The organism is Bacteroidota bacterium (assembly GCA_019637975.1).
In the GTDB taxonomy this organism is placed as follows: Bacteria; Bacteroidota; Ignavibacteria; order UBA10030; family UBA6906; genus CAADGV01.
Genome location: JAHBUR010000001.1, coordinates 1 through 17,588, shown reverse-complemented (window position 1 = coordinate 17,588; position 17,588 = coordinate 1). Strand labels below are relative to the sequence as shown.

At 52.8% G+C, this 17,588-nt stretch carries 9 protein-coding genes; all 9 read right to left on the bottom strand.

Annotation, left to right across the window (positions count from 1 at the left end; all coding sequences use genetic code 11):
- Positions 1-70 precede the first annotated feature (70 nt).
- Positions 71-6,397 (bottom strand): T9SS type A sorting domain-containing protein, encoded by a 6,327-nt coding sequence (locus tag KF749_00045; protein ID MBX2989535.1) that lies wholly within the window; start codon positions 6,395-6,397, stop codon positions 71-73.
- Between the two features lie 259 nt (positions 6,398-6,656).
- Positions 6,657-8,420, bottom strand: coding sequence for a VCBS repeat-containing protein (locus KF749_00040; GenBank protein MBX2989534.1), 1,764 nt, complete (start codon positions 8,418-8,420; stop codon positions 6,657-6,659).
- 112 nt (positions 8,421-8,532) lie between these two features.
- Positions 8,533-10,302 (bottom strand): S8 family peptidase, encoded by a 1,770-nt coding sequence (locus tag KF749_00035; GenBank protein MBX2989533.1) that lies wholly within the window; start codon positions 10,300-10,302, stop codon positions 8,533-8,535.
- A gap of 104 nt (positions 10,303-10,406) precedes the next feature.
- On the bottom strand, positions 10,407-12,173 hold the full coding sequence (locus KF749_00030; GenBank protein MBX2989532.1) for a S8 family serine peptidase: 1,767 nt from the start codon (positions 12,171-12,173) through the stop codon (positions 10,407-10,409).
- A 56-nt stretch (positions 12,174-12,229) separates the two neighbouring features.
- A complete protein-coding gene (locus KF749_00025) occupies positions 12,230-12,844 on the bottom strand; it encodes a hypothetical protein (protein MBX2989531.1) in 615 nt (204 codons plus the stop codon).
- A gap of 27 nt (positions 12,845-12,871) precedes the next feature.
- The gene (locus KF749_00020; protein MBX2989530.1) at positions 12,872-13,414 is read right to left on the bottom strand and encodes a GNAT family N-acetyltransferase; all 543 of its coding nucleotides are present in this window, start codon (positions 13,412-13,414) and stop codon (positions 12,872-12,874) included.
- A gap of 88 nt (positions 13,415-13,502) precedes the next feature.
- Positions 13,503-14,660: a putative sulfate/molybdate transporter gene (locus KF749_00015; GenBank protein ID MBX2989529.1), complete on the bottom strand. Its 1,158-nt coding sequence runs from the start codon at positions 14,658-14,660 to the stop codon at positions 13,503-13,505.
- 191 nt (positions 14,661-14,851) lie between these two features.
- Positions 14,852-16,015 (bottom strand): methyltransferase domain-containing protein, encoded by a 1,164-nt coding sequence (locus tag KF749_00010; protein MBX2989528.1) that lies wholly within the window; start codon positions 16,013-16,015, stop codon positions 14,852-14,854.
- On the bottom strand, positions 16,012-17,588 hold a 1,577-nt coding region (locus tag KF749_00005; protein MBX2989527.1), incomplete at its 5' end, for a VanZ family protein. The genes KF749_00005 and KF749_00010, both read right to left, overlap by 4 nt.

The window sequence follows — 17,588 nt, the reverse complement described above, 5'->3', positions numbered from 1 at the left end:
CTCCTAATGTAAGGAACGGGCCTTCGGTAAATCAAACAGCGAACTGCGCGAACTCCCGCTGATTCGAGAATTACTTGAGGAGAATCAGCTTCTTCATGTTCGTGAAGTTCGCTCCGGAAACACCTGTTGCTTCAATGCGGTAGAAATACATTCCGGTTGCAACTTGTGCCCCGGCGCTATTCCGTCCATTCCACACCACTTCATGGAATGCAGCCGACTTGTCACCTTCAACCAAAACAGCAACTTCCTGCCCGAGCATGTTGTAGATTCTCAGGCTGACCGTTGCCTGCTCAGGCAGCGAGAAGCGAATGGTTGTTGAAGGATTGAACGGATTCGGGAAGTTCTGATCCAGCGCGTATACCGTCGGAACAGCCGCGGGTCCGTTCGCTACGTCGGTGACTGTTCTTCTGTACCGGACAATTGTTCCGGTGGCTCCCGCTGCCCAGCCGTACGTACCGCCGGGTGCATTGGTCACGTCTAATGCCCACAGTGCAGCAGTTCCGGGATAACCGTTCTTCGCTGCATTCGACCATGTAACGCCGCCGTTTGTCGTGTAGTAGACGCTTGTGCCGACGGTCGCCCAGAATTCGGACCCGCTTACACCCGAAACGCCGCTACCTTGTCCGGTGCCCGCGGCGCCACCCGCTGACCACGATGTACCACCGTTCGTGGAGAAGTTTGTCGCACCGGCCGAGCCCACTAATGCTCCGTTCGTGACGTCGTTGAAGTGCAGGCCGTAACTGTTCAGCGTGGCTGTCGCCGCTGAACTCCACGCGAGACCCGCGTTCGTTGTACGATAGACCTTCGTGCTATTGGTTCCAAACCACGCGTTGTTTCCGGCAATCACAAAGGAGTTGTTCCATCCGGCTTCGGTTCCGACTTGATCAGGCTCTGTCGGCATTCGCGCCCATGATGCTCCTCCATCAGTCGTAGCGAGAACTGTCCACTTCCCTCCAACAGGATCTCCGACCGCGAAACCTGTCGTTGGACTCACCATGATCATGCCGTTGATGAATCCGCCTGCAAGTGTATACACTTGCGACCAGCTTGCGCCACCGTTGGTAGTTCTGTAGATGAACGTCGCAGAGGGTGATGTCGTGACGAAGGCAGTGTTGGCATCAAGTGCTTCAATCGAGTAGATATCTGCGGTTCCAATTGCCCCGCCGCCAACAGATGTCCAGTTGGTACCGCTGTTTGTTGTGCGGAGAACAACGCCTGCTGTTCCGGCAACCCAGGCAACATTGTTGTCAATTGCCTTAACTGCATAGAACGTTGACGTCGAACCGCTCGGCTGGACAACCCAACTCGTGTCGCCGGGTACTTGTCCTGTTTGGATAGTGAATGCCGCATCGCTCGTGTCGCCCGGAGTTCCGGTCGACTTTCTTACGATACGAACAAAGCAGTTTGTTGATGGCGTATTCGGAATTGTCCAAGCAAATGTTCCGAGCGGATCATCAAACTCACCGCCTGCAATCGGCCGCAAGAACGACTTTGGATGCTTCCACATGTCGGGGCGTGCAGGAACGGAGGCAATTGTAGTATACGTTCCGGTCCGGCCTGTTGTGGAGTAGGAGATGGTCACGGAATCAACTCCGTTCTGGTTCCACGTGATGTTGTACGACTGGCCGATATTCCATTGCTCGCCGCCATTCGGGGAGGTAACCGTAATGCTGGCGGCCCCTCCTGTTACTGTTAATCGTACCGGCACGTTCTTCGGATTGTTGCTGAAGTCGTTGCTGGTGATCGCAAGGATGGCGCGATACAATCCTGCCGTCAAGCCGGTGGTATTGTACGTCAACACAACCTTTGTACTGTCGCCTGGATTGATGGCTCCACTGGTGGGTGATTCCTCCAGCCAGGGAACTCCTCGCGAAAAAAGGATAGCGAGGTTGTTATGCATGTACCCGGGGGGCGCTGCGTTGAACAACACTCCCAAACCGACTGTACCATCGGCATTTTCAATGCCGATTGAGGCCGAATTCAGGACGCCGCCGTTAATCGACATCGCGAGATACTGAGTCAGAATCTCGCCAGTCGGCGAAAGAATGACTTGGAATGTGTAGTTCGGCACCGTGCCGGCGAAACGTGCCATTCCTTGATACTGAACGACAAACTTTCCGGCGCTTGTTCCATAGTACACTCGGGCACCGGCCCGCACTTCCAGATCATCCCAGAAGACTCCAATGTGATTGTCAATCGGGCCTCCTGCCGTCGGGAAGATGGCGTTTGTGAAGATGTCCGCCGTCGGCCGCTGGAACATCACGTTTCCGTTTGTTCCGATGAAGAGTGTATCATATGCCACTCCGTAATAGTTGAATGAGAATGGCATTCGTACCGCAAAGTAACCCTCATCGCCCTTCCGGTTTGTGCCGGTGGGAACCCAATCGCTTGCAGAGTCGAGCGAAGCGCCTGTTGTGGAAATATCAATCCAGCCGAAGGTTGGTCCACCCGGTGAATCGCTGTCAATCCAACGATAGCCAAATGCATCCGGGCCGCCCGAGGTATCGGGGCTGTCGGTCATGGGGAAGTCCACGCCCTTCGGAACAGGAGGCAATGCCGCATGGTATTTCTTTATGGCGTTGCTCATATCAGCCGGTTCACCCGGTGCTTCCGACATCGACCAGTTGAGTACCGAGACACCTGTATTGCGAATGGTCAGCGTGTCGGTTCCGCTTGCACCTGCAGCCAGCGTACGCACGACGGAATCAGGACGGACGCTGATGACGGGTCCGCCGACAACACGCAATGTCGCAACAACAATCTTCAGCGGATTTGCAGGATCGTTGCTCGCAATGCGGATGTTTGTTGTATAGGTGCCTACCGTAAGGCCCGTTGCATTGAAGGCAGTGGTATAGTTCTTCGTCTGGCTTCCTCCAAGCGTATCGAGCGCCGGGGTCACATTGACCCACGCACCGCTATCGGTAATGCTGACATACAACGGAGAAACAGGTGGAGCAGTGGAGTTTGTAATGGTGAACTGCTTGGTGTTTGTCTGCCCAACTTGAAGCGTATCGGCAATGGTGGTAACACTCACTACGATCGACGGTGCGCCGATGCCTGAACCCGACAGAGTTACATCTCGTCGCGGCGTACCTTGTGAGTTGCTGAGAATAATCACACGACCGGTATCAGTACCGACTGCAATTGGCGTGTACGTAACCCGGATCTTCACCGAATCACCGGAAGGAACATTCGCGCTTGCCGGTGTGACCACATAGCGGGCGCTGTTGCTGGTGATGGAACTGATCACCAACGGGAGCGCCCCGCCGTTACGTGCATAGAGACTGTCCGCACGGCTGGTGTTCACCTGCGTTGCCGGATAGGTAATGCTTGTCTTGCTCAGATTCATTACTGCAGAATCTGCCGCGTTCACCTTCAGGCTGGCCGGGACAACGAACGGGGCAGCCACATCAGGATGCGTTGCCTCGACAAAGAGGTTCGCGTTGTACTGAGTGCCCGCCAGAAGGCCGGTAGCATTGAATGTGCATTGAATGATCTGGTTACTGTTTGGCGGGATCTTGCCAAACGACGGGTTCTCGCTGATCCAGGGAGCATCGGGCAGGTAGATGCGGATGGCAAGATTGTTCTTGACATAGATCGCATTGTTGACCACTTGCAATGCGACCGTGCCTGGTTCGTTTTCGATACCGATTGTTCCGGAGTTCAACACTGTTCCGACGACGCGCAGGAATTGAATCAGCACTTCGCCGCTCGGTTTCATGATGATTTGGAACGTCAGTGTATCGACAGCTGTTGTGCCAAACCGTGGCGCCTTGTCAAACTGGACGATAAAACGTCCGGTTGCAACATCGTGATAGTACAGAAGCTTGCCGCTCGTGCGGAAGTCGAGGTCATCCCAGAACCCGTAAATAGCATTGTTGGGTACAGCGGTTGAGGGAATAGCCCCGTTCGACAACGATGTTGATCCTGTTCCGAAATTGATAAACCCGTTCGTACCCACATTTATGGAAGAATATGAATTGCCATACAGAGGGAACGATGCCGGGAACGGAATGGTAGCAAAGCCATCATCCAGGGTTCCCGAGGTCATGACTGTGATTTGCGTACCGATTGTCGAGATATCGAACCAATCGAATACCGGTCCATCCGGTTCATCGGAATCGACCCACTGATATCCGAACGCGTCCGGGCCGCCGCGGCCATCGGGAGAATCGGTCCCCGGAGGTTCCGGATCCATCTGACCCTTAGGCGTTGCGCGAGTGTTCTGAATCTCCATGCTGCGTTTCACTGAAGGCAGACTGTAGTCTATTGTCCGCGTTTTGATGCGCAGTGCATTATCGTCAGTAATTCGATATTGTACCGAATCGGGTGTTGTGTTGGCGATCGTCAGGTTTTTGACACGGGATCCGCCGACAGGCAGTGTATCGCGAACCGCAGTCGGTGTAAACTCAAACACCGCCCGCGTCAGGGCATCCACGTTTGTTGTGGCGCCTGAGTTGATTACGACGCTCGGGAAGTTCAAGGTCCGATAGGGAGGAGGCGCATCAACCATGACGCTGTAGGTGCCTGTAGGAAGAGTCGTCGAGAACAACCCGGTAGTTGCATTTGTCGAATCGCTCGCAACGGTGGTTCCCCCGAATTTCACTTCCACATACGAGCGAAGATTTCCGCTGGGGTGGCGTGAATGCACACTCAGGGTTCCGCTCGGTGCAGGTCGCATCGAGAAGTTGCGCGTAAGAGTGTCGAAACGGGTCAATGTCACTGCAATGGTCGTGTCCACAAATCCGAACTTCCGTCCTCGCAGCGTCAGGTTTGCCGTCGTGCCGGGCGTGTCAACCTGCGCTCCTGCAAGGTATGAGCCATTTGCGGCCGTAGTTGCTCCCTGCTGCAAGACATTCTGCACAAAATCAATAGCAACTCCCTGCAGAGGCGCACCGCCCGTAAGGTTGGAAACAGTGCCTCGGACCCAGCCAAAGTTCTCGGCGTAGGTCACGATGCCGACGTATGCCCTATTGTTTGTGCCGGCTGCGCCGAGACGCCTGTCAGTCCACGTTGCCCAAGCTTTGCCGTTCATAGCAACGGTTTCGTAATAATCGCCGTTGTAAGTCGTGTTTGTGCTCGGTGTAAGCTGCGGAGCCCAGAGGGCGCGCACATCGCTGATAACAAAGTTATCCCACGTGTCGCCGCCGTCAACGGAGTACGCCATGTACCGGTTGGTCATAAAGTTGGTGCCGACCGAATCCATGCTGTAGTAGCTGATGGAAATGCCGCCCGTTGTCGGGTCGACTGCGATGGATGGCATGAACTGCCATTTGCCGGCCTGGACGTCAGGACCATTGACCTTCGATCGAGAACTCCAAGTAGTTCCGCCATTGGTCGAGCGGTAGAAATAGATGTCCGCCTGTCCGGTATTCGCAACATCCAGTTCCGGGACGACAACATACACCCATCCGCGGCGCGGGCCGTTGGAGCGATCGACATCGTGATACGGGAAGCTGGCTGTACGAACATTGTTGATTGCTGGAATTCCGCCGTTGGAGATTCTCACGCCATTGATCGGAAAAGCAATCGCAGGCGTATTGAACGTGGCACCACCATCGGTTGACTTCGCCCAGCCGATGCCGACTTCGGCAGTGCCGGTTGTGTAGTGTGCCCACATGACATACACTTCACCGTTGGGGCCGGTGGCAATGTGTACTCCCTGTCCGCGGTTTGAGCCGATCGGAAGAGCAACACGGGGCAGCCAGGTCTGACCCTGATTGGTGGAACGCGAGAACTGAATAGGTGTTCCTGTCACTCCAAAATCTGTCCAAGCCGTGTAGATGTTGTTTGGAAATGTGCCGGAGAAATCTGCCGCCGCGTGCTGCTTGTCATCATTTGTACTGTTCAGATTGTCGCCATTCGAACGGGCGCTCCATGTAGCGCCGAAGTTTGTTGTGGAAACAAAATAGATTCCGCCGGGAGAACCGAGAGTGGAGTAATATGCTCGTCCGCTAACATCGAAGAAGGCAACCGGATCACCAAAGCAATCCACAATGCCCGGGGGGATGGCTTCGCTTTGCATGGATGCCGGCCATGTCACACCGCCATCGGTACTGAACGCCCATGGCTGTTGAACAACCGGATTCGAACCCGGAATCTGGCCATTTGTCGAAACCATCAACTGGCTCGGGTTTGAGTAGTTGATGCCGATGGAATTCTCGCTCTGCCAGAAGTTCGATGGATTGAATACCTGGATGTCCGGCGTGTTCGGCGGACTGAGCGGGTTCATTGTTGCCTGTCCTTCCGATTGAATCGGACGGGCAGGAGATGCATCGAGACCGAGTTTCATTCGCTTTGCATTATTCCACATTGCGGAATAATCCTGCGCGAACGACGTTCCCAGGACAACAAAGCTGAGAACGATGCACCAAGAAAATAGCAACCTACGAGACATGAAGCCTCCTTAGATTTGGTGAATGGTTAGGGTGATTGTGAGAGTGAAGATGAAATGACGATTCCGGAGGCAGAGTGTGCGTTGCACATGTTGCCCTTCTGTTGCGCAAAGATCCACGCCGTTGGAATACTCAAGGATGTTGTAATAATGACCAGAATGGAGAAACCAGACCGATGTCCCCAAGGCGACTACGCGGCAATCCGATAGAGGCAGAGGATTCTACACGAATATGCACATTGCAAACTGCAATGTCAACTTCTTATTTTAACAACTGCATTTTTTTTGCCAGAACAACACCGCTGCCTTCCAACCGATAGAAATAAACACCGCTTCCGAGAGCTTTCGCGTTCCATGAAACTGTATAAGTTCCCGCTGCCTTTGTTTCATGAACCAATACCGCAACTTCCTTTCCAAGAATATCGAATACTCTCAGCCGGACACTGCCTGGGGCAGGTATAGTAAACGTGATTTGCGTCGAAGGATTGAAGGGATTGGGATAGTTTTGCTTAAGGCGCCACATTAACGGGCTGTTTAGTTCTTCAACATGCTGGCTGGGGATTTCTGTCAGCGTAAGAACTTGATTGGCATGAACATTCCTCTGAACAGTTCTGGTTTGCTGCTGGTTCGGCCAACGTACAACAACGGAATCCACAAGCGTGTTGCCGGCAAGTCCGAAGTGAGCAGTCAGCATATTCTGTGAACGGTATCCGATTGCCGTGTTTACTTCACGCATCATGCGAAGCGAGCCTGCGTACACTTCAATTTGGGCACCGACACCAAACCGATTGGCAGTCGAGCCTGCCAGATTCACCTTCAGCCATTTGTTTGTCGTGTCGGAGTTGTTTCTGAAGAGATGGTTGCCCGCCGAGGCAGCGCCCGATGTGTACAGATCCATATCCCCATCATTATCATAATCGCCCCATGCTGCGCTGAGTTGAGCGAAGGCGGGAAGTCCGGCCTGCGATGTAACATTCGTAAACGTGCCGTCTCCGTTATTCTTATAGAGCAGGCACGAAGTACTTTGTCCTGACACGGTAACAAAGAAATCCTCATATCCGTCATTATCGAAATCCGCCCACGTCACTCCCCAAGAAATAACGGCATCCGTGATCCCTGCCTGGGCTGCCGCGTCAGTGAAAGTCCCGTCGCCGTTGTTGCGGTAGAGCTTGACCGGAACGGCATTCGTTCCTCCCGCGTATCCTGCAACCGAGTAGTCCCACAAGCCGTCATTATTGTAATCAACCCACTGTGAGCCGCGTGCCGCACCCTGAAATCCGAGTGAAGCAGCGATCTCTGTGAATGTGCCGTCGCCATTGTTGCGATGGAAGAAGCTGGGTCCGCCAGTCTGCAAATTCCCGATAAATAAATCAGCGTAGCCATCCTTGTTGAAGTCACCCCAATGAACCGCCTGTTCGAGGATTCCGGAAACCTGGTGATTTACTCCTGCACTGTCGGCCATATTCGTGAACGTGGCGTCGCCGTTGTTCCGATACAACGCATCCGATGAGACAGAGGAGTTTGAAATAGGAGAATACACATCAAGAAATCCATCCAAATTGTAATCGGCCCATGCAGGCATTTGTGCTCCGCTCATTGCAATGCCCGAACTTGCCGTGATGTTGGTGAATGAAGTGTCGCCGCCAGGGAAGAAGTTGTTTCGCCACAACACGGTCGCTGCCGCCGTAGCTGTTGTGATGAGATCAAGGTCGCCGTCATTATCAAAATCAGCCCACGAGCAGGTGATTGTATTCGCCATATCGTTCAGACCGAGAGCGGCAGCGATTTCCGAAAACGTCCCGTCGCCGTTGTTTTTATAAACTTTGTTGGGAACATTTCCCGCTGTTGGAATGAACAAATCGAGCAAGCCGTCATTGTCAAAATCCACCCAACTGAATCCGCGTGCAGTACCGTCCCCCAAGCCGGTTCCCGCAGTTGCAGTCACATCTGTAAAGGTTGTTTGACTGTTTGCAGACAGACAAACGAAAACCAGAAGAATTGTCAAAGCAAAGGAATACGTACGCATGGTATCCTCCATGAATGAACGTCGGGGCGAAAGAAGATGTGTATGAGAAATAGCAGTAGAATTGGTTAGAAGAAGGGTGTCCCGCCCGAAAACGGGACACCTCGTCAGAAGATTATTTTACGACCATCAGTTTCTTGACAGCAACGTTGCTGCCGGACTGTAGTTTGTAGAAGTATGTGCCGGAGGAAAAATTGCTCGCATCGAGTGTCAGCTGGTGAGTGCCTGCCTGCATATCATTGTTCAGAAGTGTGGCAACTTCACGTCCCAATACATCAAACACTTTCAGTGTTGCCAATCCGTTTGCAGGAAGTGTAAACCGGATTGTTGTTGCCGGGTTGAACGGATTCGGGTAATTCTGTTCGAGCATGAAACCATCCGGTTGAGTTTCCCGGTTGTCGACACTTGTCAGGGGCAGGGCATTGATAGCAGCAACCGCATTGATAATTCCCCAACCCATCAGATTGTTGGGGGATGAAGCGTTGCTTGCCGTCGAACGCATTGCATCGCCGATTTGCACAGGCGTGGCGTTCGGGCGGGCCTTCACAATTAGAGCCGCAACACCGGCCGCGAGCGGGCAGGAGAAGGATGTTCCTGATGAGCTTCCATACCCCGTCGCATTTGTTGCGCTTGCTACTCTTACACTCGAACCTTGAGCCATCACATCCGGCTTGATACGCGGCGGAACGCTCGTCGTCGGCCCGACCGAACTGAAACTCGACCTGGTTCCGCTCGATGTCACTGCCCCGATTGCCAGAACGCTGTCACCATCGGCGGGTGCACCAAGAGTGTTGACGCTTGAGCTTCCGGAATTTCCGGCTGAGTTCAACACGACGATGCCCTTGCTGACTGCCATATCTGCCGCGCGGGTGATAACGGTGGTGTTACCGTTCATATCCTGCCATGTCCAACTCGGGTAGGGCGGATCGTATGTATTGTAGCCGAGCGACGTGCTGGTCACCTCAACGCCGAGACTATCCGCCCATTCAATTGCCGCGGCCCAGTTGTCCTCTTCAAACGGAGTCTCGCTGCTGTCATTCTCTGTTCTGGCAAGAATAAACGTTGCCCCGAACGCCGGGCCAATAAGTTGCCCCTCTCTGAATCCGCCTATCGTAGAAAGCGTGTTGACTCCGTGCGAGCCGAAGCTCGAGCTTGGATTGTTGGGGACAACGCTCACTTTCTTATCGACATAGTCATATGTTCCGATAATACGCGGGCGTAGCGTGTCGAACGCCTGATGCGTGAGCAACCGGAATCCGTTATCAAACACCCCGACGATCACGTCTTGGGCAAAATTCCCAATGTCATGCAAAGCCGGGACGTTAATTTGTTGATTCTGGTTGAGCGATGTCCCGTAGTTGAAACTGTAAATCTGGTTTCCGCCACCACCACCATGACCCTCCGGCGAGTCGGTATCCGGAATCTCTTGTTCGAGTTCACGGTTGGTTTTTGCCCGGTACAGCAATTCGAGGCTGCTCACGAAGGGGAGAGATTCAATGTTTCGAAGCTGGGCTTTGGTTGCAAGCACACTTACGGCATTGAACCACTTTGATTGTTGCCGGACCAGTACTACCTGCTGCGCAATCTGTTCAACGTACTGCTGCTCAACGGGAAGATCTGTGTAATCCACAACATTGTTCGCAGCCCTGACTTTCAACCGACGCTGAATTGAACGGGGCGACACGACATCGAGCGGCACTGCTGAGCGGAGATGTTCCCTCGATCCTTTATCGGTAAAAAACACCCACGCGAGAATCTGATCGTTGTCGTTCAAGGCGGTGAACGCCGCGGTAAGTTTCGGGCCCGTCTTGTCTGCCGCAAACCCGGGTAGTGAGAACATCACGACACTAACAAGTGATGCCAATAGGCGAGCAATCTTCATCATTGCTCCTTTCCTTATTTTTATGGATGAGATGGTTTGAATGCGTTGAGTATACTCAAGCTATTATTGAGAATCAAGGAAGCTGATTCCCTGAAGTGCTGAAAAAATCATCTGAGTAACGTCAGGTTACGTGTTTCAGCGTAGGATGTACCCGACGATGTAATTACCACGAGCCTGTAAAAGTATGTTCCGGTTGCCGCGGAAATGCCGCTGTTGGTTGCTCCATCCCAAAATGCAGTCTTCACACCTTGTGTCTCAGGATTGCTGAACAGGGTTCTGACTTGCTGCCCGAGAAGGTTGTAGACAGTCAACGTTACGTGGCTCGATTCTCCGATATCGTAACGGATTGTTGTTCCCGAATTGAACGGATTAGGATAGTTCGGGTACAACACAAACGTACCGGGCGCGGTGCCGGATCCACGGACACTTGTGATCGCGTGGTGGGCATTCAAGATTCCCCACCCCATTTGATTGTTCGGAGAGCTTGCGTTGCTGGCAGTTTCCTTCAGTGCGTTCATAATTTCGAGCGGGCCTGCTGTCGGTTTCGCGTGAATCAGCAGGGCGGCGACGCCTGCGGCAAGCGGGCAAGAGAGGGATGTTCCGCCGGAGTACGTGTATTGTGTCGGATCAGTCGGCCTGGCGCAACGCACCGACGAACCTTGAGCCATCACATCGGGCTTGATGCGTGGGGGAGTGCTGGTTGTCGGGCCCATGGAACTGAAGCTGGCCCGGTTGCCGTCGGCATTTACCGCTCCGATTGAGAGAACACTATCGCCATCAGCCGGGGCGTTTAGCGTGTTGCGTGCCGCGTTAAAGCCGTTGTTGCCCGCCGAATTGCACACCACGATGCCCTTGCTCACCGCCATGTCGGCCGCGCGGGTAATTACCGTGGTGTTGCCATCCATATCTTCCCACGTCCAGCTTGTATAGGGCGGATCGTAGGTGAGATATCCGAGCGAAGTTGATGTAACATCTACTCCGATGCTGTCCGCCCACTCGATAGCCGCGACCCAATAGTCTTCTTCGATCGGTGTTTCGCTGCTGTCGTTTTCCGTTCGTGCGAGAATGAAGCTTGCGCCGAACGCCGGCCCAATCAACTCGCCCGGCTTGAAGCCGGCAAGCGCCGAAAGCGTGACAATGCCATGTGCACCGAATGAGGGATCGGGATTGTTCGGCACAACGCTGATCTTCTTGTCAACAAAATCATACGTGGCAACGATGCGTGTCCGCAGCGTGTCGAATGCCTCGTGATTGAGCAGACGGAACCCGTTGTCAAACGATCCAATGATAACTCCCTGCCCGTAATTGCCCATGGTGTGAACGGCCGGTACGTTGATCTGATTCAACTGGCCGAACGACAATCCGTAATCAAAATTCGTTGCCAAACCGGAAGTCGATGGTTGGGATGACAGCAGGGTTGGTATTTCCTGCTGTTCTTCAATGCGATCTCTCCTGAACCGTGAAAGCAATTCAATGCTTCGGACGAACGGAAGAGCTTCAATCTGTGCAAGCTGTTCTTTCGTCCCACGTACGCTTGCGCCGTTGAACCACTTCGATGTCTGACGGATCGAAATACCATGAGCGGCAAGCTGTTCAATATAACGCTGTTCGACCGGGAGATCTGTATAGTCAACCGCCGTTTCCGTCGGGCGGGCCTTCAATCTTCTCAAAAAAGACCGGGGAGAAACAACCGACCGGGGTACAGCGGATTTGTAGATTTCCTGCGAACCCTTGTCCGTGAAAAAGATCCACGCGACAGTCGTTTCGTCGGGTGGAAGAAATCGAAGAACTTCTGCAAGACGGGCGTCAATCTTGCTGCCCGCCAACAGGCCTGTTGATGAGAAGAGGAGAACGGATGTCAAGAACCGTTTCATGGTTAAAATTACAGAGGCGGAAAGAGAGATGCAACAACATCATTGCAGCGAGCCGGTTAATCGCCGAACAGACGCTCAAACACCCTGCGTTGTACAACCCTGTAGGCCGGATGATTTGCCTCCCGGTATGCTTCGCTATGATGAACGGGAACGATGCCCTTTTCCTCAATCAGGCGGCTGACTTCATGTACCTCGTTCATCGGAAAATCCAGAAAGCCGTACCGCACAAGGTCAACATACATGTTCCACTCCCGACGAAACTGGAATGTATCGGGTGTCGTTTCAGCCGCTGATGCGAACATTGCCTTTACGAGCAGCTCCGGGTCAAGGTTCCGTGCTGTGAAGGGGCGGAGATTGATACGAACCATTGTGTTGGTGGTCGAGATGCGTTCCGCAAGCGGCTCGTTCTCCGGCGTAGCCGACATCGATCCCAATTCCCGCAGCAGGTACGAACGAATGCCTGCCGTATCCGTGAGAAGATGCTCGACTCCGAAATGTGCGTGATACAGCATCTTGTACACATCCCGAACGGCGACGTTCTTTTTGGTTGAGAGGTGATGTTCAACGAGTTGCTTCACGCTCCACGGCCGTTCAGTCGATGCGGATATTTCTTGGGCGCTTCCTGCTTCAGGGAATGAACAGATCAGAACTGCAATAGTGATCAACTTCATACACAACATCTCCGATTCCTGTTTCTTCTATGAGACTCTCTTGGCCATTAATATGTCGTGGCGGCCCGGCCCGGTGGCGTCGGGAATAATGCCGATGATCGAGTAGCCGAGGGCACGATAAAATTCAAACGGATGATTGTTCACGGATTGGATCGTGTTCAGATGCCCGATCACATCGGGATAGAGGTTTTTGCCGTACAGCGACGTGCCGCCGAAATCGTCATCCGTGCCGAGCATGATTGTGGAAACACCCCGCTGCCGTGCTTCGAACTCAAGTCGCTGGACAAGTGCCTTGCCGATTCCTTTCCGCTGATGATCGGAATGAACCGCAAGCGGATGTAATTCCCACAAATGCTTCGAACAGACAATCGCCCCGATCCATCCGACGAGAGTATCGCCTTCAAGGGCAAGCCAGGCGAGACGATCCTTCGCGTTGAATGTCCCGACCTCCGCCTGCGCCGAGTCGGCGTTCTTCCAGCCCGACTCAAACCGGGCAAACGCATCAACAAGAAGCGACGCCATCTGATCGCGGTGATGGTCGGTTGAATTGTTGAAGGAGATGAGATGCATCGGGATTGAGGTCCGAAAAATAGTATGCTCCTGAATACTCTACCCATTTTCGAATTCGAAAACAATTTGCCTTCTACACAAACGGCTGTCACTCCTTCCGAAGAATTCCTTTCCGCATCATATACCACACAACCGTCCCCACGACAAGCCCGATCACATATCCGTGGGGCAGGCCGAAGGCCATGAGTGCAACGAGCAGGCAAATGAAGAGATCGGATTTCGAGGCCGTGATATCCTTCATCAATACCATCAATGACAGACTTTCAAACAGAAGAATTACACCAAGAATTGGTAACGGAAAAGCTTTCAACACTTCCGTGAAGCTATCGCTGAAAAAAAGTCCGAGAACCAGATACAGCGAGCCGTAGATGATCACCGAGCCGCCTGTTCTTGCTCCGAATGTATAGTGGCCAGCCAATCCGCCGGCTCCGTGACAGTTCGGGATGCCGTTGAAAAAGGGGAGAACGAGATTCATGATCGAATACGTGAGTCCGATCTTTTTGATGGTCAACGGGCTTTCGGGGAAAAAATCGGATACTGTTTGACGCGTTGCGATGACGGAATTCGAGAGTGAGAGCGGAAGCTGTGGAAGCGCAAGCAACAGAAGTCCTTGAAGAATGTCATTCATTGCCGGGGTGTGAATTCCCGGCAACGCGAGCCCGATGCCTCCGGCAATTGTCGTGAAGTCGATTGTGAAGAAGAACGCGTACGCGAAGCCCGTCACAATGATGAACAAGGCGGCAGGATATTTTCTATTCCCCATCAAAAAAAGGGCGATGATGAAGCTGATTGCCGCCAGAACGTAGCCCGCTGTGGCATCTGCAACAATGTAGTTCTTGAGGGCAAGCGAAGCGAGTGACAGGCCGAGGCCGAATTGAATGCCTCGAACAACGGTTTTGGGAATCAACTTTGCCAGCCATTCCAGAAGGCCGGTCACGGTCAAAACCATCATCAGAACACCGATGGCAAGTCCGCCGCCGTACAGTATGCTGCCATCCAATTTCTGGGCGATCATCAACACTGCCATTGCTTTCAGCGGTTGCACGGGCATCGGCAGTCCGTAGAGAAGGCCTGTCGCGATCTGCATAAGCCCGAACATCACCAGCGTGCTCGCTGTATCAAGTCCGCAGGCGATGATCATTCCCGCGATGAGCGGAACGTCTGTTCCGATATCGCCGAAGCTCCCGGAGAGTTCGTTGCGATCGAAGCGCAAGCGTGTTGTTGAGTTGCTGAATAAACTCTTCATACTTCCGTGAAGATTATCAAGTCAGTTTGTCGATCGATGCCGTCGCCATCTTCCATATCCCCTCAACGTTCCCGGGTTTGCTGATGATGACGATACGCCGGTTCATTTTCTAAATGATAAAGATAAAATGCCGCCAAAACGATCGTGTCGTTCATGTGCTTCGTCCTTTTAGTAGATAACAAACCCAGGATTCAGGCAACCGCAGTAGTTGCGACCAGTCCCATCTGCAGCAGTTTGCCGCGAATTTCCTCTTCGTAAATCGGATTCATGACGATGATAACGTCGGGCTTGTAGTCAACCAGGAACTCCGGCGCGACGATGCACTGGCCCGTTCCGGCTGTGAACATTCCCTGCTTGCGCGGATTCACATCCACAACATATTCAACGTTGGGACGCAGAACGTTGAGAAATGTAACTCCTTTGGAACCGCTGCCCCACACGACGATGCGCTTGTGCTTCCAATCTGCCCAACGCCTTAGCCATTCTGCGATTCTCTTGTTGTAGTTGTCGGAGAAAGAACTAATGAGATGAAAGAGATTCGCCATGCTGGTGTCGTTCATTTGTGTGAATCGGGCGAGCTGCGTTGCGGGCCTGGCCTCGATGCCGAGAAATTGCCGGTTGTATTTTTCTTCCACCCTCAGTACTTCGAAACCGCTTGATGTGAAGAGGTATTCCAGCGATTGCGGTGTGAAGTACGAACAATGTTCGTAGATCAGATCCCAGATGGCAAGATCGTGCAGCGTCGAGAGCATGTTCGGGACTTCAAAGTAAAGCGGGCATTCGGGCGGTATGAGCTCCCGAATGTTCTTCAGAAACTCCGCCGGAAAAGAAATGTGTTCAAGAACGTGACGGCAGCAGACAAAATCCGGTTTGTAGCAGGAGTACTTCTCGGAGTAAAAGTCCCTGATGACGGCAAAACGTCCAGTATTTTCTTCCAACAAATCCGGCTGAAAACTCTCGTCAAATCCGATGCCTTGGTTGCCGCCAATCTCACACATCATTCTCAAAAAATCTCCCTTTCCACACCCGATTTCGATGACGGTTTTGTTGTGCAAATTGTATCTGTCGATGAGATCGTTTGCCAACTCTTCCGCAAAGCGTTGAAAGCGGGGAGAGAAGTGAAGGGAATTTTCGTACGCCTGAGTGTAGGCAATGAGAGTGTGATCAAAAGTATAGTTGTAGATGTGTCCGCACACTCTACAAAACCCGAGTTGCAGATTGCCCTTGCGGATGCCTGTTGCAGATTCGCGTGAATGGTGCAAAACGTTGCATTGGACGGGAATGGTCTGCATTTCGAAGAACATTTCGATGCTCTTCATTCCGCATACGGGACAAGCGTTCAGGAGCGGTGTCATCGGGATTCTTTGATGCTGGCAGCCGATTTCATTCTGTAGAGTTTTGAGCTGAGTGTAACGAGGAGAGTCCCGAACATCAACGCAAATCCGATCGCGAGATTCGCCCAACTGATCTCCCTTCCCACCATATAACACAACATCCGCTCAAGCACGTACGGCGGTACGGCAATGCCGGCGCAAGCAACAAGAACCCGGAGGATGACCCCACGTTGTATCTCGCTCACGAGTAACGCAAGCAAGTAGCCAAGGGGAACAAACACCACGACGGCAAACAGTACCCGGTGGAAATTCTTCATCGGTGAGGTGATGGAGAGCTTGCCGTTGTTCGGAAAGAACTTGTTGAGCATTGCAAAACCGGGACCGAGTTCGATTGCGTAGGCATTCTCAATACTGTCCACGAACACGCGAACCTGGGCCGGGCTGACGGAAACAACAATCCGATGCGTTATGGTATCTGCAAATAGGCCGTTGATCATGAATTGAGGATTCGTGCCGTTGATGCCCGTAGTCATGGAACGGAAGCGGATGCCGAGATCGTCGCGAATCTGCACGATGGAAAAATTCTGGCGGTACGGATCGGAGGCGACAGCAATCATGCGCGCAATATGTTGATGCTTCGCATCCTTGCTCGAAACCGTAAAGCATACAGTGTAGCGGAGCGTCCGCATGATTGCATAGGAAAGCGAAGATGCGGCTTCGTTCGTCTGCAGCCATCTGTCGGGCATAATTCGGGCGTGTTCCTCAGAATCAGGGGCCTCGGAGACTTTGCCGTGCCACTCCAGGGGCGGATTGAGATTCAGTTTGTCGTGATACGGACCGGCGCCCTCGAAGGTGTAATGAGCAACAATATCCTTCCGATCATTGGCGTTCAACTCGCGTCCGGCCAGATATTCCTCCACACCTTGAAGAGAGAAGGGGTAGTTCGCAACTACCAACTCGTTAATGGAGCCATTCCACGGACACGAGCCACCGGGTTCATTACCGACAAGCAACGGGTATGCAAGGTTGAACTCGGCCACGAAAGACGAAACCTGCAACGGCCATGATCCGAGAAGCAAACAGAGAACATACAGCAGGTACATTGCCGCCAACCACCCGACTTTGTGTCCTTTGTTTATTCTCTCGATAGCTGAAGTCAACGTCCGGTAAACAGTCCGTGAAATGATCACATAGCCTGTGTAGCCGAATGCAGATCCCGCAGCATTAGCCATGATATCCAGTATCGACGAGAAACGAAACGGAAGAAACAGTTGCAACAACTCAACGGTGAGGGACAACAATCCCCCCGCAACCGTCACTCCGAACAATCCCCGAAGGAAGCTGAACTTCATCCGCGTTGAGAGAATACTGAAACTGAAACCGATAGGAAGGAAGAGAATGATGTTGGTGATGATATCGTTCCGGTGGCCGCGAACATGCCTGTAATCCTGGTTGAGAAAATGATCGAGCCGTTCCTTGAATTCATCAAGCGTGAAATCAAAAGGGTACAACGTCGTCCCCAACACTACGAACACGCTGGCAATAATGAACACGTTGGCAAGGTGTCGTACCTTGAGTTCGGAGAGCAGACGGT